We start from the raw sequence: 23776 nt of genomic DNA, 5'->3' as shown, positions 1-23776 counted from the left end.
AAAGCTACCGGAGTGGATCATTTTTATTTTAATCTTTTAATAAGTAAATGTATGAACAGGCATTTATTAATGCTATTAATTTGTATATCAGTGTCCCTGTTGTCCTATGGGCAGCGTTTAAATGATATTAATGGAAAGGTTTTATCTGAAAACGGAGAACCGTTGGGCGGGGCCACTATCACAATCGAGAATAGTACCAAAGGCGCGCAACAGCACCTTATTACCGATGACAAGGGCCTTTTTACGCTATCAGGGCTCAGTGTTAATGACAAATACAACCTGCTTTTTGAGTTTGTCGGATACCAGCCGGAGCAGATCAATAACTATGTTATAGCGGCCGGACAAAACAGCGCATTGCTCATAAGAATGAAGCCGCAAAAGAACAGTCTTGATGAGGTTGTAGTGGTGGGTTATGGAACGCAGAAAAAAGGAAATGTTATTGGCGCTATTTCCCAGATCACCGCAAAAGATGTAAACAACAGGGCTGTAACACAGGCATCGCAGGCGCTTACCGGACAAATGCCGGGAATCACTGTTACCCAGCGCTCAGGTCAGCCGGGTGGAGCCAGCGGTGGAACCATACGGGTGCGGGGGTCGCTTCTTTTGGGGCCAGCCCCGATGCTTTGGTGCTGGTGGATGGAATGCCGGGTCAGCTTAATAATATTGATCCTAATGACATTGCCAGTATTTCTGTTTTAAAGGACGCCGCATCCGCAGCCATTTATGGATCCAGGGCTGCTAACGGGGTTATTTTAGTTACAACAAAATCCGGGCAAAGTCAGAACGGAAAAATAAAAATTGGCTATAATGGGTATGTGGGAACCCAGCGGGCTACAGAATATCCTGAGTTTGTACACTCCTGGGAATATGCGGAGGCTGTTAATGAAGCCACACCAGGAACCTATACTGCGGCACAGATCCAAAAATTTAAAGACGGGTCAGATCCGGACAATTACCCTGATGTTAATTATGTCGATCTTATTTTTAAAAAAGGAACCCTGCAAACAGGACATAATCTTTCTGTTTCCAATAAAACAGAAAACACAGATTACCTGTTGTCATTAGGATATTTATATCAAAACGGGATCGTTGTTAAGAATGACTACCAGCGTTATAATATTCGTTTGAACATGACGAATAAACTCACCAAAAACCTGACCCTCTCTACCCGGCTTGGCGCGATCCAGGAATTGAACGACCAGCCGGCCCCTTCAGCTACCCAGGATTTTAACGATATGCTTACATCCATTAGTCAGGTGGTGCGCATACCAGCCATATATCCATATCTGCTAAGCAATGGCGATTTAGGGACCGGGCTGGCCAATAAAGGGACCCCGTATTCTTATCTTAATAATGAATCATTTTATAAATCAAAATGGACCAACTTACAGGGAAATGTACGTTTAGACTGGCAGATCATACGTGGCCTTACGCTTTCCGGAATAGCGGGATATACCAACAACGCTCAATTAGAACGGAGATTCCTTTCCAATCAGCGGTTGAATGCCAATGTTATGCTGGGACCTGGAAATCTTACTCAAAACAATGAAGTCGTGGAATATAAAACACTTCAGGAACTGCTGGAGTACAAGCGTTCATTTGGAAAGCATACCCTGGGAATATTGTTGGGTCATACCTATGAATATAACGGAGATCGTACCTCTGCAGCATTCAGAGACGGGTATCAGTCCAACAGCCTTACTGAATTGAATGCAGGGGACCCCGGCACTCAAACCAACAATGGCACAAAAGTGGAGTGGGCAATGGATTCTTATTTTGGACGGCTGCAATATAATTATGCGGGAAAATATCTCGCAGAAGCCACTGTACGCCGGGATGGCTCTTCGCGGTTTCCGCCTTCCATGCGGTACGCCAATTTTCCAGGAGTGGCGTTGGGCTGGCGTATATCCCAGGAGTCTTTCTTCAAGGAAAATATTTCATGGATTAATGACCTGAAATTGAGAGCCTCTTACGGTACACTCGGAAATCAGAATATAGGGAATTATCCCTGGCAACGGGTGCTGGCCTTGGGTTCAGCATATAATTATCCTATTGGAGGAGTAATAAAAGCAGGCTCAATCCTGACCACCTTAACAGATACCGCCCTTCACTGGGAATCAACCCGTACCAAAGATATTGCATTAGAGGGCTCCGCATTAAATAACCGGCTCACTTTTAGCGCTGCTTACTTTGATCGTTATGGCTATGACATTCTTGCCAATCCCGGTGGCAGTTTTTCAAAAGTGCTGGGTTTTGGAATAGGCACCATTAATGCCGGAAAACTAAGCAATAAAGGCTGGGAATTTGAGTTGGGTTTCAGAGACAGGATCGCCGGATTTTCTTTTGGCGGAAATGCTAACTTTTCGATCATTAATAATAAGGTGCTTGATCTGGGCCCGGGCCTTAATATTACACAGCCCAATGGATTACAGGGAAATGGTTCCGACCGTTTCCTTGGCTACCCGCTTAATCTTTATTATGGGTATGTTTCAGACGGGCTATTTATTAACCAGGCGGATATTGATGGTTATGCTAATCAAACTACCATAAATGCAAAACCAAAGCCGGGAGATATTCGCTATAAAGATATAAGCGGACCGGACGGTAAACCCGATGGAAAAGTAGATCCTAATTATGACCGTGTTATTTTGGGAACGAATATTCCGAAATATACTTATGGGCTCTCCTTAAATGCAGGATACGCCGGTTTTGATTTTAATATTTTATTTCAGGGAATCGGCGGCGCCAAGGGGCGGCTGGATGGATACGCCGGGTATGCGCTCAACGGCAATGGGAACGTACAGCGCTGGCAAATGGATGGGCGCTGGACCCCGGAAAACCCTGACCGGAATGCAAAATATCCCCGGATGGAACAATTGGCCAATACCGGATCACCCAATACATTATTGTCTGACTTCTGGCTCTTAAATGGCAACTATGTCCGGGTTAAGAATATACAATTAGGATACACTTTAAGTAAGGATAAGCAAAAATGGTTAAAAATAACATCCGCCCGTATTTTCGCAAGTGCGGAAAACCTTGCAACCTTTAGTCACTATCCGCAAGGCTGGGATCCCGAAATTATTACCAGCGGAAGCTATTATCCCATTTTAGCCAATTACACCATAGGAGTAAATGTGGTTTTTTAAATTTCCGAAGTTGATATACATCAAAACAATAAAAATGAAACAATATATATACAAAGGCCTTAAAACAAAACTGATCGTTGCTTTTGTTGCCGGTGTTACCCTGTTCTCTTGTGCAAAGAAACTTGATCTTTACCCCCTGGACCAATACGCAAATGATATTTTCTGGACAAGCGAAGCAAATGTAAATATTGCATTAACGGCGTTGTATAAGGGAAATATTCAAATGCAGAAATCTGCAGAGTTCAGCCCTACTGATTGGTGGTCTTATAACGGGTTAATTTTTCTGGAATTTGCCACGGATAATGCTTACGACAGAAGAGGGGATAATTCCAATTTCAATAAACTAACCAATGGTACGCTTACTTCCAATGTAGGGGACTATCCAAATTACTGGGTTAACAGCTATTCCCGCATAGCGCGATGTAATTATTTTCTTGAGAATATTGATAAAGCTGTATCCGTAAGTGAAACAACCAAAGAGCGTACAAAATCGGAGGCCCGGTTTTTACGGGCCGCTCAATATTTATATTTGAGCACGTATTTTGGAGCAGTACCCCTGATAACAAAAGTGCTGCGACCCGCAGAAGCCAACCAGGTAACGAAGACACCTTTAGCCGAAGTACAAGCTTTTGTGGAAACTGAATTAACAGCGGCGGCGGCAGGGCTTCCTAATGCGGCAAAGCTGCCTGCATCAGAACGGGGCCGGGCTACACGGCAGGCCGCGCTGGCCTTTTTGGGAAGGCTGTACCTGACCATGGAAAACTGGCAGCAGGCAGCGACTACCTATAAAACAATTATTGACTTCAACGAAAATAGTATTGATCCCGATTACGCAAGTCTTTTCAACGGAACAAATGAAAGCAGCAAGGAAATTATTTTTGCTACACAATATGTAGTGGACCTGGCGCCCAATGGAATGTTACAGCATTTTTATCCTGCAATGGCTGCCGGTTGGGGTATTTTTTGCCCCCTGGGCAGTTTGGCCGAGTCTTACGATTTTAATGATGGTTCTGCTTTTTCTTACGGCAGCCCCCTATATAAAGCCGGAGATTTTACGGCGAACAGGGATCCCCGGCTTGCCTATAACATCCTGTGCAATAATATGCTCTTCAAAGGAAAGCCTTATATCAGTCATCCGGACAGTACCGCATCCCCCGACCAGCTTACCTTAAGCAAGCAAGCCACCAGAACGGGGTACAGCATGCGAAAGTTTAGTTATGACGGGTTCAGCGGCGGCGACCTGCAGAATTCAGGTATTGATCTGCCTATTATCCGTTATTCAGAAGTACTTTTGAGTTACCTGGAAGCGGAAATTCATTTAGGAACAATAGATCAGGCGTTACTGGACGCCACTATAAACAAAGTGCGCGGCCGGGCATCGGTTGCAATGCCTCCGGTTAAGGAAACAAATGCTGGCGGTTTATTACCTATTCTTAAAAAAGAAAGAAGAAATGAACTGGCCTTTGAAGGTATCCGGTTATGGGATTTGTATCGTTGGAAAGATGCCGTTACTTTGCTGAATGGCGATTTTTACGGCGCGTCTTTCCCCGGAGCAAAAAGCTTGCGTAAGGCACCCGCTGGCGCCGCCGACCCCAACAGCAGATGGTATGTTACCACAAAAGCATTTAAAGCGGCTAATTATCCGTGGCCTGTCCCGCAATCGGAAGTAAACAATAATCCTAACCTGAAATAAAAAATAACTGATGAAAAAGAATCTGATCATTATCATTTTGGTGTTGGGCTGTTTTTTGACAGGTGCCGCGCAAAATAAAAGAACGGCGCAGCGTCCCAATGTCATTATCATCAATGCCGATGATCTTGGCTATGGTGATCTAAGCTGCTATGGCGCCACAAAGATCCAAACGCCTAATGTTGACAGGCTGGCGGCAGATGGCATTCGTTTTACGAACGCGCACAGTACGTCTGCCACCTGTACGCCATCGCGCTATGCATTGCTTACGGGCCGCTATCCCTGGCGGCGGGAGGGTACGCATATTCTGCCCGGGGATGCAGCATTAATTATTCCTACCGATCGCACCACGCTACCCTTATTATTTGAAAAGGCCGGCTATCAAACCGGATTGGTGGGTAAATGGCACCTGGGTCTGGGAAATACAGTTGAAAAGAACTGGAACGCCCCTATTAAACCCGGTCCCAATGAAGTGGGCTTTGGCTATTCCTTTATTTTCCCGGCAACGGCAGACCGCGTCCCTACTATTTTTGTAGAAAACGGCAAGGTGGTGGCCGCCGACGCAGCAGATCCGATTATGGTGGATTATAAAAAGAAAATAGGTAATGATCCTACCGGAAGAGAGCACCCGGAATTGCTGAAGATGCAATCGTCCCCGGGTCAGGGGCACGATAATACGATTGTGAATGGCATTGGCCGCATTGGCTGGATGAGTGGCGGCTATAAAGCCCGCTGGACCGATGAGGAAATGCCGCTTACTTTTTTGGAAAAGGCAAAACAGTTCATCAATGAAAACAAGGCCCGCCCTTTCTTCTTATACTATACCCTTACCGAGCCGCATGTGCCCCGGATGCCGTCCACGATGTTTAAAGGTAAAAGCGGACTGGGCTATCGTGGGGACGCTATTTTGCAGCTGGACTGGGCGGTTGGACAGATCATGAAAGAACTGGAATTACAGGGAATAGCACAAAATACCATTGTGATTTTTACAAGTGATAACGGCCCGGTACTGGACGATGGTTACCAGGACGAGGCCGTAACCAAACTAAACGGTCATACACCCTGGGGGATCTATCGGGGTGGCAAGTACAGTTCCTTTGAAGCGGGAACAAGACTTCCGTTCATTATAAAATGGCCCGGAAAAGCGCAACGGATGATATCCGGTGCCCTGGTTTCCCAAATAGACTTTTTGGCTTCATTTGGCGCGCTGCTTAATCAATCCATACCAAAAAGCGATGCGCAGGATAGCGAAGACCTGTTAAATGCTTTTTTGGGAAAAACAAAAACCGGCCGCAAGGTATTGGTGGAACAGGGGGTTAATTCCCTGGCACTGGTACAGGGTAACTGGAAATATATCGAACCCAATGCCGGAGCCCCTTTGAGCCGGCTGGTAAATATAGAAACCGGTAACAGTCCCGATCCGCAGCTCTATGATCTTGCTGCAGATCCTTCTGAAAGAAATAATCTGGCAGCAAAACATCCCGAAAAAGTAAAAGCCATGGTAGCAGCACTTGAAGAGATCAGAAATAAAAAGAAATGAAAAAAATTAGCTGGATCGCATTATTGATTTCCTGTTGTGCTGTTGTTGCGGCACAACAAAGGCCGAATGTAATTTACATCTATGCCGATGACCTTGGTTACGGAGAACTGGGTTGCTATGGGCAGCAAAAAATAAAAACGCCCAACCTGGATAAAATGGCAGGTGAAGGCATCCGGTTTACCCGGCATTATTCGGGTACGCCGGTTTGTGCCCCTGCCCGGTGCATGCTGCTTACCGGAAAGAATGGCGGCCATTCCTATATACGCGGAAATTATGAGCTGGGCGGTTTTCCAGACAGTTTGGAGGGCGGGCAAATGCCTTTGCCGGAAGGATCCTTTACGTTAGGGCATCTGTTTAAAAAAGCTGGCTACACCACCGGAGCAATTGGTAAATGGGGTTTGGGGATGCCGCAAACCACCGGCGATCCGCAACGGCAGGGCTTTGATTATTTTTACGGCTACCTGGATCAGAAACAGGCGCATAATTATTACCCCTCTCATTTATGGGAAAACGGGAAATGGGATACGCTGGATAATCCCTATATTAATGTACATATACCGCTGAACCCGGCAACGGCAACCGATGCGGATTTTGAAAAATACATTGGCAAGACTTATGCAATTGATAAGATGACAGAAAAGGCATTGGCGTTTATCAAAAAGAATAAGGACCGGCCGTTCTTTTTATACCTGCCCTATACCATTCCGCATGCATCGCTGCAGGTGCCGCAGCAATATATTAATCTTTATAAAGGGCAGTTTGACGAGAAGCCCTATTATGGTCAAAACGGGTATGCGCCTGCAAAATATCCGCTATCCGCTTATGCCGGTATGATCACCTGCCTGGATGACCAGGTAGGATTGGTACTGAAAACCATAAAAAGCCTGGGGCTGGACGGCAACACGATCATCCTGTTTTCCAGCGATAACGGCACCACCTTTAATGGCGGGGTAAATGCCCGTTTTTTTAACAGCGAGCAGGGGTTGCGGGGGCTGAAAATGGATGTGTATGAGGGTGGGTTCCGGGAACCTTTTATTGCCCGCTGGCCCGGGCATATTCCTGCGGGCAGGATAAGCGATCTGTTGTCCGTGCAATATGATATGATGCCGACCTTTTCAGCACTACTGGCGCAGCCCATACCCGTGGTGACCGACGGAATTTCCATTTTACCGGAATTACTGGGAAAATCCGGTCAGCAACAGCATAAATATCTGTATTTTGAATATCCTGAAAAAGGAGGCCAGGTGGCTATCCGTATGGGCAAATGGAAGGGCGTGCGTACCGGCGTGGAAGCCAACAGGAAAGCGCCCTGGCAATTATACGACCTGGAGAAAGACCGGAGCGAACAGAATAATCTTGCGGCAAATTATCCGGAAATAATAAAAGAATTTGATGTAATTGAAAAAAGAGAGCATAACCATCCGCATATCCGTGATTGGGAGTTTATCGATCCCAAAATAATGAAAAAATAAAACCAGCCATTCGGATTAGAAATCCTTTTATTTCATAAACGCTAAAGGATATTCTTTTCTTGCTTTTGCATACATTTTTAAAACAGCATGATACCGGGCAATAAAAATTAATGAATAGCCTATCATTACACAGACTGTAATTATGAAGATGGGGATTATAAACTCGTGGGAAAAATTGTTTTTTAAAACTACATGTGCATTTACCAATAATACAATCAACAACCCAATATTCCGATTGAATGATCTTCTTTTTATTCCTTTTAACAAAAGCAACGGTAAGCGGGCTTGGCCAGGCTGAACCCATATACACAGGATCGTTAACACGTTTAAGCTGACCGTGAACCAATAGTATATCCTGTTTAATTGTAAGGTTATTTCTTCCGAACCGAAAAGGCAAGGCAAAAAAAGGCAACTCCCAATCAAAACCGTTAGAATAATTTTTGGGAGAGTGAAAAAAGACCAGAAATAGTTCTGATGGCATTCTTCATATTCCTGGGCAACGCTTTCTTCCTTGGCCGCCACAATGGAATTGAAGCCGCTTTTCCCGAACTTTTTATAAATAATGTCTAATGTAGATTGAAAAATATCAGCGGGATTGTTCTTAAGCTCTTCTTCAATTTCTGTTGCAAAATGATCCACCAGTTCCATCTGAAGATCATAATAAGGAACACCTTTTTCCTGGCAGAATTTACGAAGGGTTTCTATTTGTTCAGCAGTTAACATATCAGGCGAGTTTTGGATTAAAAATCAGTTGTAACGTGCTTTTAAAGGCCTCCAGTTCAGATAAGGATCTTACCTGCTCTTTTTTTCCCGCCTTTGTAAGCGAGTAATATTTGCGCACCCGGTTGCCCATATTTTCAGTTTCCACTTCCAATACGCCCTCCGCTTCCAGCCGGTGCAGTAACGGATACAGCGCGCCCTCAGTAATTTTTAATTCGCCGGCGGTCAGCTTTTTTACCCTTTGGGTGATCTCATAGCCATACATCCGGCCATTGTCGCCCAGCAGCTTTAAAATAATAGGTTCCAGGCACCCTTTGTATAAATTGGCTTTGTTCACTGCATTTCTTTTCTCCTGATGAAGATACGCAAAAAAATAATACATAAGAAAATTAGGTATAATTGCAAGCAGGGGTGTACCTATGGCACACCAAATGATCTCACCGCAACCGGGCTACCAATAGGGTGTTCCGATGGAACAAAACAAACGAAGCGATTCTGATTTCCGGACACATTGTATCAAGCCCCTGGATAATGCCGGAGGCATTGCCGTTTTTAGAACCGTATAGTATAAAGATTGACCGTGCCGCGTAGCGGCTACCCATTAAAAGTCAATGGTATCAATTTTGACGGCGGTTCAGTTTCAATGGCAAAAATCAGCCACAGGTTAATAAATCCCAAACCCATCCGCATCCCTCAAAAAGGGAAACTTCGTCCGTACTTCGTCCAGCTTTGTTTTATGCAGCGTAATCGTAAAAATATCTTCTTCATCTGTTTTATGATAAAGAATTTCACCTAAGGGGTCAATTACCATACTATCCCCGCTGTGATAAATGCCTTTACCATCCGTTCCTACCCGGTTTACGCCCACCACAAAACACTGGTTCTCTATGGCGCGGGCCTGTAGCAAGGTTTTCCAGGCTAAACTGCGACGTTGCGGCCAGTTGGCCACATTGACGAGTACATCATATTCCGTTTCACGGGCATCCTCATCCTTGGGTGGCGATTGACGGGCCCAAACGGGGAAGCGAAGATCATAACATACCTGCATATGCAGCTTCCAGCCGTTTACGGATGTGATCAGCCGCTTATTTCCCGGTGTATACTGTGCATCCTCATTTGCAAAAGCAAAAAGATGGCGCTTATCATAAGTGCCGTATTGCCCGTTGGGCAGCATCCAGATGAGGCGATTATAATAAGCGTCTGCCTCTTTGATGATGAGGCTACCAGTAAGAATGATCTTGTTTTTTGTAGCCACTTCCTTCATCCACTGAACGGTAGGACCCTCCATCGTTTCAGCGAGCAGCGCCGGCTGCATGGAAAAACCCGTGGAAAACATTTCGGGCAATACCACTACCTGTGTATGAGGAATGCTTTCAATCTTTTGTTCCAGCATCGCCCGGTTGGCTGCTTTATCTTCCCAGTGAAGGTCTGTTTGAATAAGCGATATTTGTAAAGACATAATGCAAATGTGAATCTGATCATTGATTTTCCGCATTCCGATAAATCGAAAGCGGATTTTTTTTCTCGGATTCCCGCTGATTTGCGCTGATCTCTTCGCAAATCTGCGCTGATCTGCGGGAACACTCCGCCTCTTCCCGTTCCATTTGCCGGCTGGTTTTCCGGCTGCCGTTATGACTGTATCCCGGCGGTCCAAAGATATAATTGATTCTCTGTTTCAGGGTAAGCCCTTTTTGCATTATATCCCTGTAGATCTGTATCCATTCATGAAATATGACGGTGAAGGCATTGGGATTTTCAAGATTCTTTGTAAGTCCGTATTGAATAGGCGCATATTCTGTTTCAGGCAATTCTTCTTGGAACGTGTGAAAGAGCTTGTCCCAAACGATCAGGAACATTCCCATATTCTTATCCAGGTATTTTGGATTGGACCCATGGTGCACGCGGTGATGCGAGGGAGTAACAAAAATTTTTTCCAGCCAGCCCAGTTTGCCTACCAGTTCCGTATGCACCAGGGTGCCCCAGATCTGGGTGGCGGAGTACATGAAAAGAATATCCAAAGGCTTAAAACCGGCCCAGGCAAGCGGAATAAAAAAAACAAACCGGTACAAGGGTTCAAAAACAGAAGAACGGAACCCCACGCTGAAATTAAACTTTTGGGAGCTGTGATGGGTTACATGTACGGCCCATAAGAAACGCAGCTCATGATCGAACCGGTGCAGCCAGTAATAGGTAAAATCTTCCGCCACCAGTAATGCGGTCCAATAAATAAAACCCGGATGCCAGCTTTTAAAAGGGCTGTGGTTGAACACCTGAACCAATACCCAGAGATAGCCGAGTTTAAAGGCCATATCAATCAACCCGTTTGCAATGGTGAGGTAAATATTGGTGAGCGTGTCTCTAAAGGAATAAGTTCTTTTGTGAAAATGGAGGCTGGATAATAAAATTTCTGCCCCGATGATTACAATATAAAAAGGGGTCGAGAAAAGCAGTAATATTTGTTCGTAATAACTGTACACGGTTGCTATGGATCTGTTTCTTTGAACAAAGATGAAAAAAGTTCCGGTTCAAACCCTTTTTGGATCAAAAAATCGCTGGTTTTGCGCATTTTTATAAACCGGTTCTTTTCTCCCTTTAAGCTGTTCCATTTCTGCTCAAATAATTCCCTGAGCACGGCGGTATATGCAATTTCGTCAATTTCCTTCATTCCTGTTTTGATGCAATAAGGACTGACCTGTTTTTGCTGCAGTGCTTTTATTATTTTATTGCGTCCCCATTTTTTTTGCCGGAAATGCCCGCCTGCAAAGGCTTTTGCAAAACGTTCTTCATTCAGGTAATTCTCTTCTATCAGCGCAGCAATAATGGTGTCGTGCTCTTTTTTCCAAACGCCCAGTTCATAAAGTTTATTGACCACATCGCTATGGCAGCGCTCACTGTACGCACAATATTGCTGCAGTTTTTTTAAGACCTGTGCTTCTGTTAAGGATCCGGGATGCGCCATCGATAGCGAATTAAGGGGACGGTTTATAAGTTTCAGGGATTTTGCAATTGCAACCCTTTAATATTTTTGAAATCAGAGATATTCCGGGTCAGTAAGACAGCATCAGCTCCTGGCGATATGATTATGCAATTTAATAGCCGTGTCATCAGACAGGATGCCCCAAAAATCTTTCATTGCTTTTAAAGGCTGTTGCACATGCCTATTCACTTCTTCAACTGGTACATAAGTAACCTCAATATCCTTTCCTATGTATTCTTTGGGGATATCCAGCCGGATTTGCTTTCTTTCAGCTCTGATTATGGCGCGTATCATTTTATTGCCTATTTGTTAACAACATTTCTACCTTGAAACGATAAATATGATCTTTACAAATATACAAAACTTCAAACTGACCTAAATTGAGTCAATCAGGAGGGGTGTATGATAAATTCCCCTTTACTAAAGAAACATTGAATTCAGACGAAGTGGCTATGGCTCCTCTGGAGCCCTGTGTTTGTAGTATCATCGTGAGGTGCATCGGCTCCGTAGGAGGCCGCGTAAACACGGGGCACCTATGGAGCCCAACCTCCTCTTCGTAATTTTCTATAAACACGCCGCTCCTGCCGGAGCTGAAAAGATAAATTTGTCATACGATCATCAGGACAAACCGTCTAAATGATTTCATCGTGGGAACTATTTATTGTATCCAACGAAGCATAAAAAGCTGCCATATAACCCGAACCCTGAACCGAGCGTGGCAACCTGGATGCCATCTGTACCGCAGCCGGGAACAACATCTTATTCTTCCAGCCGGGACGTGCAGCCAAATTCATTTTTCAGATAATCATCATAATGATCTGCCTGCTGAAAAAGGGTTTTAAACTCTTCCAGCCCTGATTCGCGCGTCATATCCAGGTCGTATAACAACCGGCTGAGCACAATATTGTTTTTTTGACAACTGAGCACCAGGCCGCTGGGTTTATTATTTTCGGCTAAAAGGAATTGGTATAAAGGCTTTATTTTGGCGGGCTCCGGCGGCATCTGGCACAGGAATGCATCCCCTGCAATAAAATAGTTATCAGGGTTATAGCTGATATTAATTTTTGCAGAGCCTTCTTTTACGCTCCATTGGTTAACGCCGTCGCGGGCCAGGCGTACATCTTTACCCAAATCCTTCAAAATATCTTCGATCAGTTTGGCTACGCCCATTAATTCTACTTCTTTCTCCGGAACCTGGAGCAGCTTTACTTCAGCGCCGCAATTGGGACAGTATTTATTATTGTCGATATTGGCTGCGGTTACCAAAGAATCACAACTGGAACACCGGGTGGCTTCCTGTCCTCTATACGGCAGGTAAAGATCAATGGCTTCCTTTAAATAAGTCGATGGCAGGGCAAAACCAAGGTTATCGCCGCCTTTGATAATAAAGGAGTTTACCCCGATTACAAAGCCTGCATAGTCAACCAACGGACCGCCGCTATTGCCGGGATTGATAGCGGCATCGATCTGGATATATTTTAACCCTTCCCGGATGCGATCCACTTTTGAGATAACGCCCTGGGTAGCCGAATAACTTAAATTATAGGGGTGCCCGATAGCGATAACATTGTCGCCGTCGTTGAGCGCTTCATAAGTGCCGATATGCACATCGGCCAGATCAGCAGCCGCAGGCGCCTGTACAAACGCCAGGTCGTGCTTTTGATCGGTGTACCAGACTTTTGCCAGTTGTCTTTCGAATGTTTTTCCCTGGATCGTTACTTCCGGCGTATTATTGATCACATGATTATTGGTAATAATCAGATCGTAATCCTTCAGGTAAAAGCCGGTTCCCGTGCCTGTTTGCGTGGCGATCTGGATAACTGCGTGCTGATATTTATTTATAATTTCCTGTACGTTCATGCTAATGAGTTAAAAGCGGCGTCAGGCCGGCACATCCATGTTTAAGGTTTCAATTATTGTAGTAAAACTGAAGTTGAATGCCAGCAGGTTTGTAAAATTCAGCATTTCTGTTTTTAGGTTCATTTTAGGATAACGGTCTTTCCATTGCGCTTCCACCGATCGCATATACTTTATAATGGCTTCCTCTTTAAAGCGATTGGCGTTTGGATCATAAAAAGTATCCGCGTAGCCCAACGCCTTAAAATAATCAGGGTAATTGATCTGCATAAAAAGCCGCACCAGCAGTGTGATGGGCCGGGGTAAACTGTAGGAATACTGGCAGTAGGATAACCCGTACTCTATCAGTTTATTGGCGAAATAATCGTAATTATTATCCCGGTACCAAAGCATATTTTCATTTGCTTCGTGAACGGCGTCTGCCAGTACCTTATGCACCTGCGGCATTACGATAGAAAAAGTGTATTTGGAGCGGAACAGGTTTTTAAATACCTCTTCTTTGGGTTTTGCCTGCAACTGGCGAAAGGCTTCTATCATCTCCCGGTTTTTGTCAACAACGGGTTTTTCATCTTTTTTAAAATAAAGACCTCCTATTTTTTCCAGTTCATTCAGCAGTTGCCCTTCGGGCGTGATCAGAAAATCTATGCGGTAAACGAGGCTCAGCAGCAGGTAGGAAATGCCTCCCGAAAATTTATCGGCATCTGCCGCTGCTATTTTTTCCAGGGTTTCCGCAATCCATTGCTGCAAGAAATGATATTTTATCTCCTTTTCGTTTTCCGGCAACGGAATAATATGGTCCTGGTCAACGCTCTGAAGATGCGCAAAATCGCCAATAAGCAGGTCGTCCTGTTTATCGGATTTGGTGGCCAGTTCTTTTAACCCATAATATAATTTGTTAGGATTTGCGGTGGAAAGATCGGTATCAAAACGCATGCATAACTCTTCTTTATCGAGGGCAAAGCGGCTGTAATAAAGGCCGAAATTCATTTCCAGGAGGCGACGCATCACCGGAACGGAGGGCTCGGCCATGCGGGCCAGTTTCACATCAGCGGAAAAATGATTGTTTTTGATCTCCCCGCGCACAATTTTGGAGCCCTGGTAAAACTCAAAGCGCGCCTGCTCCCCTTCACGGTTGTAGCGCACATTTTCCGCGCTGTCATCTTTCAAATAATCAAAAAAAGCATCCAGCGACTCTGCATATTTTTTTTCTTTAAAAAGTGAATCTGCCTCTTTCCAGCGGCGCACTTTACCTGGCACTTTGTTATTATCGGAATACCGGCCAAAGTCGAGCGAAGGGTTATCCAAACCTGCGGGCTCCTCTTTCCCCCTCACCCAGTTCAAAAATTTATGAAGCATTGTGCCTGTTTAAGATGGGGAAGTTACTAAACCTTATTAAACTACCTAAAAAATCTTGTTATATAGTTACCGGTAATAAAAATTGGTGTTTTTCCCCCTATTTTTACTGAAAATGGGGACAGATTTTTTCAAATAGTAGGCAATAAAATAGTAGTTTCGCTGCTATTATTTGCCAAAGAAAATATAAAACATAAAAAATATACGGATGAAATTTATCGTATCATCGTCAGCATTACTGAAGCAACTTCAGAATATCTCGGGTGTAATTAACGCCAACAATGTGTTACCTATCCTGGAAGATATTTTGTTTGACATTGATAAAAACCGGCTGACCATTGTGGCCACAGACCTTGAAACGGTGATGAAAACGGAGATGCCCGTAGAGGCCAAGGACAACGGTCGTGTTTGTATCCCGGCGAAGATCCTGATCGATTCTTTAAAAAATATCCCGGAGCAGCCGCTTACGTTCAATATCGATAAAAACTACAGTGTTGAAATTACAAGTGATAACGGAAAATACAAGGTAATGGGCGAAAACCCGGACAATTTTCCGAAGGAGCCTACTGCCGACGACGCCTCCAGTTTTACTATGACCTCAACTGCCCTGGTTACAGCAATTAATAAAACCTTGTTTGCGACCAGTACCGATGATCTGCGGCCGGCTATGACAGGCGTGTTTTTTGAGCTGGATAAAAATGGGATACAGTTTGTAGCAACAGATGCGCACCGGCTGGTACGTTATAAGAGAACCGATGTAAGTTCTCCGAATACCGATACATTTATTGTCCCGCGCAAACCTCTGAACCTGCTAAAATCGGCGTTGCCGGATAACGAGGATGAAATCACCATCAACTATAACAGCAACCATTTTTTTGTAATACACGGAACCACGCAAATGAGCTGCCGGCTGATCGATGCCCGTTTCCCGGACTATAAAGTAGTAATTCCTAAAGAAAACCCGTACCGGTTGACGGTGAACAGGACGGAGTTCCTGGGGGCCTTGCGGCGGGTAAGTGTTTTTAGTAACAAAAGCACCTACCAGGTGGCGCTGAACATTAGCGGCAGCGAACTGCAACTGGCTGCACAGGACGTAGATTTTAGCTTTGAAGGGAACGAGCGTATGAAATGCCAGTATAACGGGGAAGACCTGGTAATTGCTTTTAATGCCAAATTCCTTATCGAGATGCTGAACGCAACCGATAGCGAGGAAGTATATATGGAATTAAGCACGCCAACCAAAGCGGGCCTGATAAAGCCAATGGACCAGGAAGAAGCGGAAGAACTGCTGATGCTGGTAATGCCGCTGATGCTGAACCAGTAATTAGAAGAAGCATTTCGGCAACGCCACATTCCATTCCACAAGCCAGCGTAGGCTATATACGTAAACAGCGCCGTGCATATTGCGCCTGAGTTCGCCTTATGTGTGTATATCGTATTTTAAAAACTGCTATTTTTTGTATGGCGTTGCTTGCAGCGACCATTGCCGGCAAGGCGAATGATACATTAACTTCCTACCGGCTGCTGAAACGAATAGCGGCCCTCCAGGTAAAAGAAAATGACATTTTCCCTGCCGGCGCTTTTCCTTCCTACCGCATGTATGCCCTTAATAAAACCAGGTGGAAAGCAGATATAAATCCTTTTTTCACCGGGCTGGTTGCGCTCACGCTGCGTACGATACAATCCCGTTTAACGCCTTACCAGCAGCAGATGGCAACGGCGATCATTGAAAAAACCCGCCCTGTTTTTAATAAGTTTTTAAACCGGACGGGGCGGATCTCCTACAATTTCTGGCCAACAGATACGGTTAAAGTTTTCCCCAACGGCGGCTGGCTGAACTGGATGGATCAAACAGAATCGATTCCGGATGATCTGGACGATACCAGCATTATCTTACTGGCGCTTGACGCTCCTCCTGCGCTGGCGAAGCAGGCGCATGATTCCATGCAGCAGTATATCAATACCCGGTCAGGAAAGATAAAGAACACCCTCAAAAGATACCGCCACCTGCCCGCCTATTCGACCTGGTATGGTAAAAAAATGCCCATCGATTTTGACGTATCCGTGCTTGCCAATGTGCTGTACATGGTGCAGCGATATCATTTAAACTGGACAATTGCCGACTCTGCCAGCCTGCGGCTACTTGAAAACAGTATTAAAAGTAAGGCCATCATTTCAAGGCCCGCTTATATCTCGCCCCATTATAAGCGAACCCCGGTTATTCTTTATCACCTGGCGCGGTTGATGGCATTAAAACCTATTCCGGAACTGGAATTGTATAAACCCCTGCTCGTAAAAACGGCAAAAAAGCTGCTGAGGCGATCAAAAAATACCCAGGACCAGGTCATTTTAAGTACGGCACTTTTACGTTGGGGCGAGCTGGCCGCAAACCTGCTGAATGGGCAATGCTTCACTATCGATCCAATAGAAAGTGATCTTTTTAGTTTTTTTATTGCAAATATGACCTCCATTGCCCCCAATCCGTTCAAAAGCATATTGGGTGCAACAAAGATCGGTGTGTTTTATTACTATTGCCCGGCCTATGATAATTTGTTACTGCTGGAGTATGCCGCCTTAACGCAGGCGCAATAAACCGCCCTGTTTTCATTTTGTTAAGCTGCATTAATGGCTCGCACAAAATTTTTAACAAGATTTTCTTTTTATATTGGTCTTTTGTTAAATAAATAAATCAGCCCTTTCATTTCCATTAATTTTGCGGCAGCCTTTGGCAAACTAAAAATTGATTTATGCAAAAAAAGATTTTTCTGGGTGCATTTGTATTGATGACCCTTTCTATTTTCTCCTGTAGTTCTGGTAAAAAGTTAAGCGAGTCGGTTCATTCCCGTGATGCTGACGGCAGGGAGGTAAAGATCAAATATCCCCAACAGCAGACCGCAACACCGCAGAATATTAATATGTCTTACGACTTTGAGCAATTGTTTACCCCCGCTCAAAACAGCAAAATAGATAGCCTGGTGCGCATATTTGAAAGAAGCAATATGATCTCCATAAAGGTGGTAACGCTTCCGGCAGATAATGTGGCGGGGGGCAATTTTAACAATAATAACCAGGCGCTTTTAAAAGAATGGGAAGGCGTTCATGGAAATACAGATAAAGCCATGGTCCTGTCCATAAGTAAATCCCTTGGAAAGGTTGCTGTTGATTATGGTCCTTTTGTAGGGAAACTGCTCCCCCGCAACGAAGCCGAACAGATCATTGCAACGGACATCCAGCCGGTATTAAGCAGTGGGCAAGCCTTTGATGGCGCCTGGAAGGGATTGAATGACCTTATGGATGCGATCCGGCGGAATATTAAAATATAACCTGCAGTAATAGTTATAAAAAACGCAAAAGCAGTTGAATTGCTTTTGCGTTTTTTGTTTGAGCTCCTTTGCCCGGACCAGCTAATTGCGCCACCGGCGGGGACCTTAGTCTCCTCTGTAAAAAATACCCAGGATCTTTTTCAGTCGGTCCTGAAAATGGTTCTTATGATAGCGCTCTTTCATTTTAAGCATGCATTTACTGCAAAGACAATCATCATATTGTTCACCGATGAAATCCCTTTCGGCAGCCGTCAGCTTTATCTGGCTGCACTGACAAAGCAAAATACTGCCCACTTTGCATTCAAAGGGTTGTTTGCAGCACGGGCAATATTTATCTTCATGCTGACACATAATTATTCCGGGACAGGAGCGTTTATTTTTTTACGCAATGTTTTTGCTGCTTGGACCATTGCAATCAATGCCTGGGAAGTCTCTTCCCAGCCGCGCGTTTTTAAACCACAGTCGGGATTTACCCACAGGCGTTCCGCCGGAATATAAGTTAACGCCTTTTCCATCAGTCCCATCATTTCTTCTTTTGACGGAACACGGGGCGCGTGAATATCATATACGCCTGGCCCGATATCGTTCGGATATTCAAATGAAGCAAAGGCATCCAGCAGCTCCATTTGGGAGCGCGAGGTCTCTATCGTGATCACGTCCGCATCCATTGCAGCAATATGATCAATAATATCATTGAATTCTGAATAACACATATGTGTATGGATCTGTGTTTTATCCTGAACACCGGCAGATGTAATGCGAAAGGCTGTTACTGCCCACTTCAGGTACTCCGGCTGTTGTTCCTTTCTTAAAGGTAACCCTTCCCTTATCGCCGGCTCATCAATCTGGATGATTTTTATACCCGCTTTTTCCAGATCCAACACTTCATCACGGATGGCCAGTGCAATCTGGTTGCAGGTAACGCTGCGGGGCTGATCATCGCGTACAAAGCTCCACTGCAAAATAGTGACGGGCCCTGTAAGCATTCCCTTTACAGGCTTGCCGGTCAGTGATTGGGCGTAGGCACTCCATCCAACGGTCATGGGCCTGGGGCGGCATACATCGCCGTAGAGCACAGGAGGTTTTACACAGCGGCTGCCGTAGCTCTGTACCCAGCCATTTTGGGTAAAGGCAAAGCCCGCCAGCTGTTCGCCAAAATATTCCACCATGTCATTACGCTCAAACTCCCCGTGTACCAACACGTCCAGCCCGATCGTCTCCTGCCATTGAATGGCCTTATTGGTCGCTTCTTGCAGCAGTTGATTATAATCCGTATCAGAAAGCTGTTGCTTTTTCCACTGTGCCCGCCAGTTACGTATCTCTTTTGTCTGAGGAAAAGAACCGATCGTGGTGGTGGCAAAAAGCGGAAGATCCAGCTCCTGTTGTTTTTCTTTTCTTATGGGAAAAGAGCTTTTTCTTTCAGCATCCGAAGCGGTGATAGCCGTTACACGTGCTTTCACCTGCTGATTATGGATCAATGAGGAGGTGTTGCGGGCCTCGATACAGCGCGTATTCTCTGCCAGGAGTGCTTTTGAATTGGGCTTGTCCGGACTTGTTGCTATTTGTTTCAGCACTGCCACTTCTGCCAGCTTTTGTTTGGCAAAGGCCACCCACTGTTTGATTTCCCCGGTAAGATTTTTTTCCTCTGTTTCCATATCCAGATCGCAGGGCACATGCAAAAGGGAGCAGGAAGGAGCCAGCCAGATCCGATCGGCTCCGATCTTTTGTTTTGCGGTTTCAATAAGGGTAAGGGATCGCTGAAAATTATTTTTCCAGATATTTCTGCCGTCCACAATTCCAAGAGACAAATGTGTTCGGGCATTGACGAACCCGGTAGCCAGGATATCATCTAATTGCGAAGGGCAGCGCACCAGGTCGACGTGCAATGTATGTACCGGAAGACTGAGGGCCGTTTCCAGGTTCTTTCCAAAACAATCAAAGTAATTGGTCAAAATAATTTTAATATTCGGTACGCGCTTCTGAAGCGTGGTGTATGCAATAATAAGCGCTTGTTGTTCTTCCCTGGAAAGATCCAGCGCCAAACAAGGTTCATCCAGTTGCACATAAAAAGCGCCGCAGGCATCCAGTTTTTCCAGCACTTCAATATATACCGGTAGCAGATTTTTTAGCAGATCAATACGATGAAAGCCTGCTTCTTTTTCTTTTCCAGACAGCAGAAAGGTTACCGGTCCGATCAACACAGGTTTTGCGGCATAACCTGCTTTCTTTGCTTCGATAAACTGGTGTATTACAGTTTGATTAAAGAAAGAGAATTTTTGATCTTTCCTGAATTCAGGTACGATATAGTGGTAGTTGGTATCAAACCACTTAGTCATTTCCATTGCCGTAAGATCATATCCGTTTTGCTGATACCCTCTTGCCATCGCAAAGAACAGATCCAGATCGTTTAAGCGCTCCCGTTCCATCAGGGGATGGTAGCGTTCAGGAATAGCGCCCGTCATCAGGCAGGTGTCCAGCACCTGGTCGTAGAACGAAAAATCATTTACCGGGATAAGATCAATGCCGGCGTCTTTTTGAAGTTGCCAGTTGTTGTTGCGGATGGCTCTGGCTGTTTGTTCCAGTTGGCGGCCGTCGATCCTGCGTTGCCAATACTGTTCGCAGGCTTTTTTTAGTTCCCGGTTGCTACCAATACGCGGGTAGCCGAGGTTGTGCGTTTGCATTTTCTTTTAACTTTTAAATGAATGATAAGTTAAAAGCCCTTGCAGATTTCGCAATGCTGTACTATGGTAAAAGTAAAAATAGCTGATGCTGCCGACGGAGATAGGCAAGGAATATTCCGTTGCAAAAGAACAGGCACCATACTGATCGTTGCTTCAAACCGCGAAAGCATTGTTCCTACGGAAAAGGCAGGTCTCCTGGCTTACAGCGGCGTTTACCATCCTTCCCATCCCTTTTAACAGGACAGTGGATATTACATGGGCAACGCCTTTGGCTGATTACAGTTGCGCGACAGCTCGTGATTGAAACACGATTCCCTATTATCCCTAATCTTCATTAAGGACCCTTTCCGGTTGATGAAAAATGAAAGAACTTAGGAGGCAAATGTAACTAAAACATTTTTTATTTAAGATACTGCAATAACTTTAATATATGAACTTTGTTGTTGCAGCTACATATGACAATTATATTGACGCCCACCTGGCATTGGGAAATTTGCTGAGCGAAGACATTAATTGCTGGCTGAAGGACGAGAACACCATTGCTGTTCATCCCGGCCTCATCAATGCCATAGGAGGTATAAAACTGATGGTGGCTGCGCCGCAGATCGGGCGGGCAGTGGAAATACTAAGGACCACAAAACAACAATTCCAGGAACAAAACCCCTGTCCCAATTGCGGATCCACCAACGTGGAGTACATCACCACTCCCAGAAAATCATCCACCTGGCTGGCAACTTTTATAAGCATGGTGCGGTTTGGAGGAGCACAGATGGCTGTTGACAAAGTATACCATTGCTTTGATTGCGGGTTCGAGTTTGAAGACCCCGAAACGAAAAAGGAGGCCCCATGAATGGAATGATAACCTATTTTTCAACACTGGAACAACGCCCGCTGGAGCGGATGGCCCTGCTGGCAGGAGGGCTCCTGTTCTTCTGGATCATCGAAGGCGCCATTCCTTTATTTCATTTAAAATACCGGAAAACCAAGTTTTCCCATGCATTGGTCAATTTCGGATTTACGGTCATGCACCTCATCATCCACACCGCGCTGGCGGTATTGATCGTATTGCTCTCCGATTGGTGCAGGAATACCGGTTTTGGCCTGGTATACTGGTTGCATTCCGGGGTGTGGGGTGCGGTTGTTATCGGGGTACTGGCATTGGATTTCAGCAGTTGGCTGGTACACTGGGTCATGCATAAACAGGCATATTTGTGGCGATACCATCTGGTACACCACAGTGATAATAAGGTTGACGTAACCACCGGGCTGCGCCATCATCCGGGGGATAGTTTTTTACGCGGTCTTTTTTTTCTTTTATTGATCTTCATCAGCGGCGCTCCGATGTACAGTGTTATGATCTATCAAACCCTGGTAGTGGTTACCACAGCATTCACACATGCTAATATCAGTTTAAATTCCAAATTAGACAGAGCCATCAGTTATATATTGATCTCGCCCAATATGCACAAAGTGCATCATCACTGGAAACAGCCCTATACGGATAGTAACTACGGCGCAGTGTTTTCCTTCTGGGACCGTATGTTGGGCACCTATTCTGAATTAGCGCCCTCTCAGATAAAATATGGGCTGGATCGGTATTACGATAATGCTAAGGATGAAGACTTTATGGCCCTGCTGAAGGATCCTTTTGTTAAAAAAGACAGCAATTCGACCCTGAACGACCAATAAGGTCATTTCAACTATTAAAGTTAAATTTGTATAAAGCGAATATTATGGCAAGCGTATTGGATAAAGAAATGTTCAATTATTTCACCCGGTTGAATGAAGCGGAAAAGAAATCCGTGGTACAAATGCTGAAAACCTTTTTAAAGGGCCGCCAACCCGCTCCTGAGCCTATCAGCATTGAACAATATAATAAAGAACTGGAGGAGGCAATGACAGACGTTAAGGGTGGGGCCGTTCACAGTCACGAGGAGGTGATAAAAATGGCAAAAAGCTGGTAAATGATAAAACGGAAAGTAACCTGGACCAAAAGTGCGATCCGTCAATTTAACGCAGCCATTGAATACATCCGCCAGGATTCTCCTCATAACGCAGAAAAGGTAAAAGAAAAAATATTAGAAAAAGTAGGAGCGTTGGCCGACGATAAAGTTGTCCATCGAAAAGATCCCTATAAAAAAGATAACGACGGTCACTATTTATACTTTGAAGTATTGAAATACCGGGTTGTTTATTATGCTGAACCGGGGGAAGTTTTTATCATCCGGTTGCGACATACAAGTATGAATCCAAAGAATTATTAGTCTTTCCTACTTTTGAGCAATGAAGCAAAAAATAATTGCAGTGATCCCAGCCCGGTATGCTGCCACCCGGTTTCCGGCCAAGCTGATGCAGTTGCTGGGCGATAAACCCGTTATTGTGCACACCTACGAGGCGGTTATGAAAAGTGGGCTGTTTGATGCCGTTTTTGTTGTGACCGACAGCACCATTATTTATGATGAAATTACCGGCCGGGGCGGAAAGGCAATAATGAGCATTGGGCAGCATGAAAGCGGCACCGACCGTATTGCAGAAGCGGTGCGGGATATGGACGCAGCCGTGATCGTAAATGTACAGGGTGATGAGCCTTTTATACAAACGGAACCGCTTCAAAAAATCGTGGCGCTGTTTGACAAACCGGAAGTCCAGGTAGGATCATTGATGCGACTTTTTCCGGATGCAACAGCGGCGCAGAATCCCAACGCCGTAAAAGTGGTGACTGCCAAAAACGGAAAGGCATTATATTTCAGCAGAAGTGTCATCCCCTTTAAAAGAGACGAAGACGCTGTTATTCCCTATTATTTACATATTGGCGTTTATGCCTTCAGAAAAGCGGCGTTGCTCAACTTTACCACCTGGCCGCAAACAGAGCTGGAAAAGGCAGAGAAGCTGGAGCAGTTGCGCTTCCTCGAAAATGATGTAGCCATCTACATGGCGGAAACCGATTACGTAACCCTCGCCATTGATACGCCTGAAGACCTGGAAAAGGCCACTGCATTTTTAAATCGTTAGCA

Annotated in this window: 21 protein-coding genes, 1 pseudogene and 1 riboswitch; of the genes and pseudogenes, 12 read left to right on the top strand and 10 right to left on the bottom strand. The window is 45.0% G+C overall.

Features of this window, described 5'->3' with window-relative positions:
- Positions 1–51 precede the first annotated feature (51 nt).
- The 4 genes and pseudogenes from NIASO_RS15030 to NIASO_RS15015 all read left to right on the top strand — a co-directional run bounded on the left by NIASO_RS15030 (position 52) and on the right by NIASO_RS15015 (position 7851).
- Positions 52–3149, top strand: a pseudogene (locus NIASO_RS15030) (SusC/RagA family TonB-linked outer membrane protein).
- Between the two features lie 34 nt (positions 3150–3183).
- A complete protein-coding gene (locus tag NIASO_RS15025; protein WP_008587208.1) occupies positions 3184–4842 on the top strand; it encodes a RagB/SusD family nutrient uptake outer membrane protein in 1659 nt (552 codons plus the stop codon).
- A 10-nt stretch (positions 4843–4852) separates the two neighbouring features.
- The gene (locus NIASO_RS15020) at positions 4853–6379 is read left to right on the top strand and encodes a sulfatase-like hydrolase/transferase (RefSeq protein WP_008587206.1); all 1527 of its coding nucleotides are present in this window, start codon (positions 4853–4855) and stop codon (positions 6377–6379) included.
- A complete protein-coding gene (locus tag NIASO_RS15015; protein ID WP_008587204.1) occupies positions 6376–7851 on the top strand; it encodes an arylsulfatase in 1476 nt (491 codons plus the stop codon). Before NIASO_RS15020 ends, NIASO_RS15015 begins: the two co-directional genes overlap by 4 nt.
- A gap of 27 nt (positions 7852–7878) precedes the next feature.
- On the opposite strand, the gene NIASO_RS19750 is transcribed toward NIASO_RS15015, so the two are convergent.
- From NIASO_RS19750 to NIASO_RS14975, 8 genes are all read right to left on the bottom strand, one after another.
- A complete protein-coding gene (locus NIASO_RS19750; RefSeq protein ID WP_008587202.1) occupies positions 7879–8574 on the bottom strand; it encodes a hypothetical protein in 696 nt (231 codons plus the stop codon).
- 1 nt (position 8575) lies between these two features.
- Positions 8576–8908 (bottom strand): PadR family transcriptional regulator, encoded by a 333-nt coding sequence (locus NIASO_RS15005; RefSeq protein ID WP_044046730.1) that lies wholly within the window; start codon positions 8906–8908, stop codon positions 8576–8578.
- A gap of 327 nt (positions 8909–9235) precedes the next feature.
- The gene (locus NIASO_RS15000) at positions 9236–10030 is read right to left on the bottom strand and encodes a nitrilase family protein (protein ID WP_008587197.1); all 795 of its coding nucleotides are present in this window, start codon (positions 10028–10030) and stop codon (positions 9236–9238) included.
- A 19-nt stretch (positions 10031–10049) separates the two neighbouring features.
- A complete protein-coding gene (locus NIASO_RS14995; protein WP_008587196.1) occupies positions 10050–11048 on the bottom strand; it encodes a sterol desaturase family protein in 999 nt (332 codons plus the stop codon).
- Positions 11049–11053: 5 nt separating this feature from the next.
- Positions 11054–11530 carry a regulatory protein RecX gene (locus NIASO_RS14990; RefSeq protein WP_008587194.1) on the bottom strand — a complete coding sequence of 159 codons (477 nt, stop codon included), beginning with the start codon at positions 11528–11530 and terminating at the stop codon, positions 11054–11056.
- Between the two features lie 102 nt (positions 11531–11632).
- Positions 11633–11842: a hypothetical protein gene (locus NIASO_RS14985; protein ID WP_008587192.1), complete on the bottom strand. Its 210-nt coding sequence runs from the start codon at positions 11840–11842 to the stop codon at positions 11633–11635.
- A 465-nt stretch (positions 11843–12307) separates the two neighbouring features.
- A complete protein-coding gene (locus NIASO_RS14980) occupies positions 12308–13408 on the bottom strand; it encodes a trypsin-like peptidase domain-containing protein (RefSeq protein ID WP_008587191.1) in 1101 nt (366 codons plus the stop codon).
- 21 nt (positions 13409–13429) lie between these two features.
- Positions 13430–14761 (bottom strand): type III secretion system chaperone family protein, encoded by a 1332-nt coding sequence (locus tag NIASO_RS14975; RefSeq protein WP_008587189.1) that lies wholly within the window; start codon positions 14759–14761, stop codon positions 13430–13432.
- Between the two features lie 205 nt (positions 14762–14966).
- Here NIASO_RS14975 and dnaN point away from each other — a divergent pair, with 205 nt between their 5' ends.
- From dnaN to NIASO_RS14960, 3 genes are all read left to right on the top strand, one after another.
- On the top strand, positions 14967–16082 hold the full coding sequence (dnaN, locus tag NIASO_RS14970) for a DNA polymerase III subunit beta (protein ID WP_008587187.1): 1116 nt from the start codon (positions 14967–14969) through the stop codon (positions 16080–16082).
- A 137-nt stretch (positions 16083–16219) separates the two neighbouring features.
- Positions 16220–17350 (top strand): hypothetical protein, encoded by a 1131-nt coding sequence (locus NIASO_RS14965; protein WP_008587185.1) that lies wholly within the window; start codon positions 16220–16222, stop codon positions 17348–17350.
- A gap of 155 nt (positions 17351–17505) precedes the next feature.
- The gene (locus NIASO_RS14960; protein ID WP_008587183.1) at positions 17506–18081 is read left to right on the top strand and encodes a TPM domain-containing protein; all 576 of its coding nucleotides are present in this window, start codon (positions 17506–17508) and stop codon (positions 18079–18081) included.
- 105 nt (positions 18082–18186) lie between these two features.
- On the opposite strand, the gene NIASO_RS14955 is transcribed toward NIASO_RS14960, so the two are convergent.
- Both NIASO_RS14955 and metE read right to left on the bottom strand, forming a co-directional pair.
- Positions 18187–18432: a cysteine-rich CWC family protein gene (locus NIASO_RS14955; protein WP_025299024.1), complete on the bottom strand. Its 246-nt coding sequence runs from the start codon at positions 18430–18432 to the stop codon at positions 18187–18189.
- A gap of 2 nt (positions 18433–18434) precedes the next feature.
- Positions 18435–20762, bottom strand: a complete 2328-nt coding sequence (gene metE / locus NIASO_RS14950) for a 5-methyltetrahydropteroyltriglutamate--homocysteine S-methyltransferase (protein ID WP_008587180.1) — start codon at positions 20760–20762, stop codon at positions 18435–18437.
- A 168-nt stretch (positions 20763–20930) separates the two neighbouring features.
- A riboswitch (cobalamin riboswitch) is annotated at positions 20931–21123 on the bottom strand.
- Positions 21124–21192: 69 nt separating this feature from the next.
- Here metE and NIASO_RS14945 point away from each other — a divergent pair.
- The 5 genes from NIASO_RS14945 to kdsB are packed head-to-tail and all read left to right on the top strand — an operon-like array spanning position 21193 to position 23774.
- A complete protein-coding gene (locus NIASO_RS14945; protein WP_008587178.1) occupies positions 21193–21612 on the top strand; it encodes a putative signal transducing protein in 420 nt (139 codons plus the stop codon).
- On the top strand, positions 21609–22451 hold the full coding sequence (locus NIASO_RS14940; RefSeq protein WP_008587176.1) for a sterol desaturase family protein: 843 nt from the start codon (positions 21609–21611) through the stop codon (positions 22449–22451). The genes NIASO_RS14945 and NIASO_RS14940 overlap by 4 nt, the downstream gene beginning before the upstream one ends.
- A gap of 44 nt (positions 22452–22495) precedes the next feature.
- Positions 22496–22726 (top strand): hypothetical protein, encoded by a 231-nt coding sequence (locus NIASO_RS14935; protein WP_008587174.1) that lies wholly within the window; start codon positions 22496–22498, stop codon positions 22724–22726.
- Positions 22727–23026 carry a type II toxin-antitoxin system RelE/ParE family toxin gene (locus NIASO_RS14930; protein ID WP_008587172.1) on the top strand — a complete coding sequence of 100 codons (300 nt, stop codon included), beginning with the start codon at positions 22727–22729 and terminating at the stop codon, positions 23024–23026.
- Between the two features lie 19 nt (positions 23027–23045).
- On the top strand, positions 23046–23774 hold the full coding sequence (kdsB, locus tag NIASO_RS14925) for a 3-deoxy-manno-octulosonate cytidylyltransferase (RefSeq protein WP_008587171.1): 729 nt from the start codon (positions 23046–23048) through the stop codon (positions 23772–23774).
- The last annotated feature ends 2 nt before the right edge of the window (positions 23775–23776 follow it).

Origin of the sequence: Niabella soli DSM 19437 (assembly GCF_000243115.2) — a bacterium.
Lineage (GTDB): Bacteria > Bacteroidota > Bacteroidia > Chitinophagales > Chitinophagaceae > Niabella > Niabella soli.
The sequence above is the reverse complement of the archived record's forward strand: the minus strand, read 5'-3'. Positions and strand labels throughout refer to the sequence as shown.

Coding starts and splice junctions, on each gene's coding strand:
- NIASO_RS15025 (WP_008587208.1), top strand. CDS start 3,184: ATGAAACAATATATATACAAAGGCCTTAAAACAAAACTGATCGTTGCT.
- NIASO_RS15020 (WP_008587206.1), top strand. CDS start 4,853: ATGAAAAAGAATCTGATCATTATCATTTTGGTGTTGGGCTGTTTTTTG.
- NIASO_RS15015 (WP_008587204.1), top strand. CDS start 6,376: ATGAAAAAAATTAGCTGGATCGCATTATTGATTTCCTGTTGTGCTGTT.
- NIASO_RS19750 (WP_008587202.1), bottom strand. CDS start 8,574: ATGTTAACTGCTGAACAAATAGAAACCCTTCGTAAATTCTGCCAGGAA.
- NIASO_RS15000 (WP_008587197.1), bottom strand. CDS start 10,030: ATGTCTTTACAAATATCGCTTATTCAAACAGACCTTCACTGGGAAGAT.
- NIASO_RS14990 (WP_008587194.1), bottom strand. CDS start 11,530: ATGGCGCATCCCGGATCCTTAACAGAAGCACAGGTCTTAAAAAAACTG.
- NIASO_RS14985 (WP_008587192.1), bottom strand. CDS start 11,842: ATGATACGCGCCATAATCAGAGCTGAAAGAAAGCAAATCCGGCTGGAT.
- NIASO_RS14980 (WP_008587191.1), bottom strand. CDS start 13,408: ATGAACGTACAGGAAATTATAAATAAATATCAGCACGCAGTTATCCAG.
- NIASO_RS14975 (WP_008587189.1), bottom strand. CDS start 14,761: ATGCTTCATAAATTTTTGAACTGGGTGAGGGGGAAAGAGGAGCCCGCA.
- dnaN (WP_008587187.1), top strand. CDS start 14,967: ATGAAATTTATCGTATCATCGTCAGCATTACTGAAGCAACTTCAGAAT.
- NIASO_RS14965 (WP_008587185.1), top strand. CDS start 16,220: ATGGCGTTGCTTGCAGCGACCATTGCCGGCAAGGCGAATGATACATTA.
- NIASO_RS14960 (WP_008587183.1), top strand. CDS start 17,506: ATGCAAAAAAAGATTTTTCTGGGTGCATTTGTATTGATGACCCTTTCT.
- NIASO_RS14955 (WP_025299024.1), bottom strand. CDS start 18,432: ATGTGTCAGCATGAAGATAAATATTGCCCGTGCTGCAAACAACCCTTT.
- metE (WP_008587180.1), bottom strand. CDS start 20,762: ATGCAAACGCACAACCTCGGCTACCCGCGTATTGGTAGCAACCGGGAA.
- NIASO_RS14945 (WP_008587178.1), top strand. CDS start 21,193: ATGAACTTTGTTGTTGCAGCTACATATGACAATTATATTGACGCCCAC.
- NIASO_RS14940 (WP_008587176.1), top strand. CDS start 21,609: ATGAATGGAATGATAACCTATTTTTCAACACTGGAACAACGCCCGCTG.
- NIASO_RS14935 (WP_008587174.1), top strand. CDS start 22,496: ATGGCAAGCGTATTGGATAAAGAAATGTTCAATTATTTCACCCGGTTG.
- NIASO_RS14930 (WP_008587172.1), top strand. CDS start 22,727: ATGATAAAACGGAAAGTAACCTGGACCAAAAGTGCGATCCGTCAATTT.
- kdsB (WP_008587171.1), top strand. CDS start 23,046: ATGAAGCAAAAAATAATTGCAGTGATCCCAGCCCGGTATGCTGCCACC.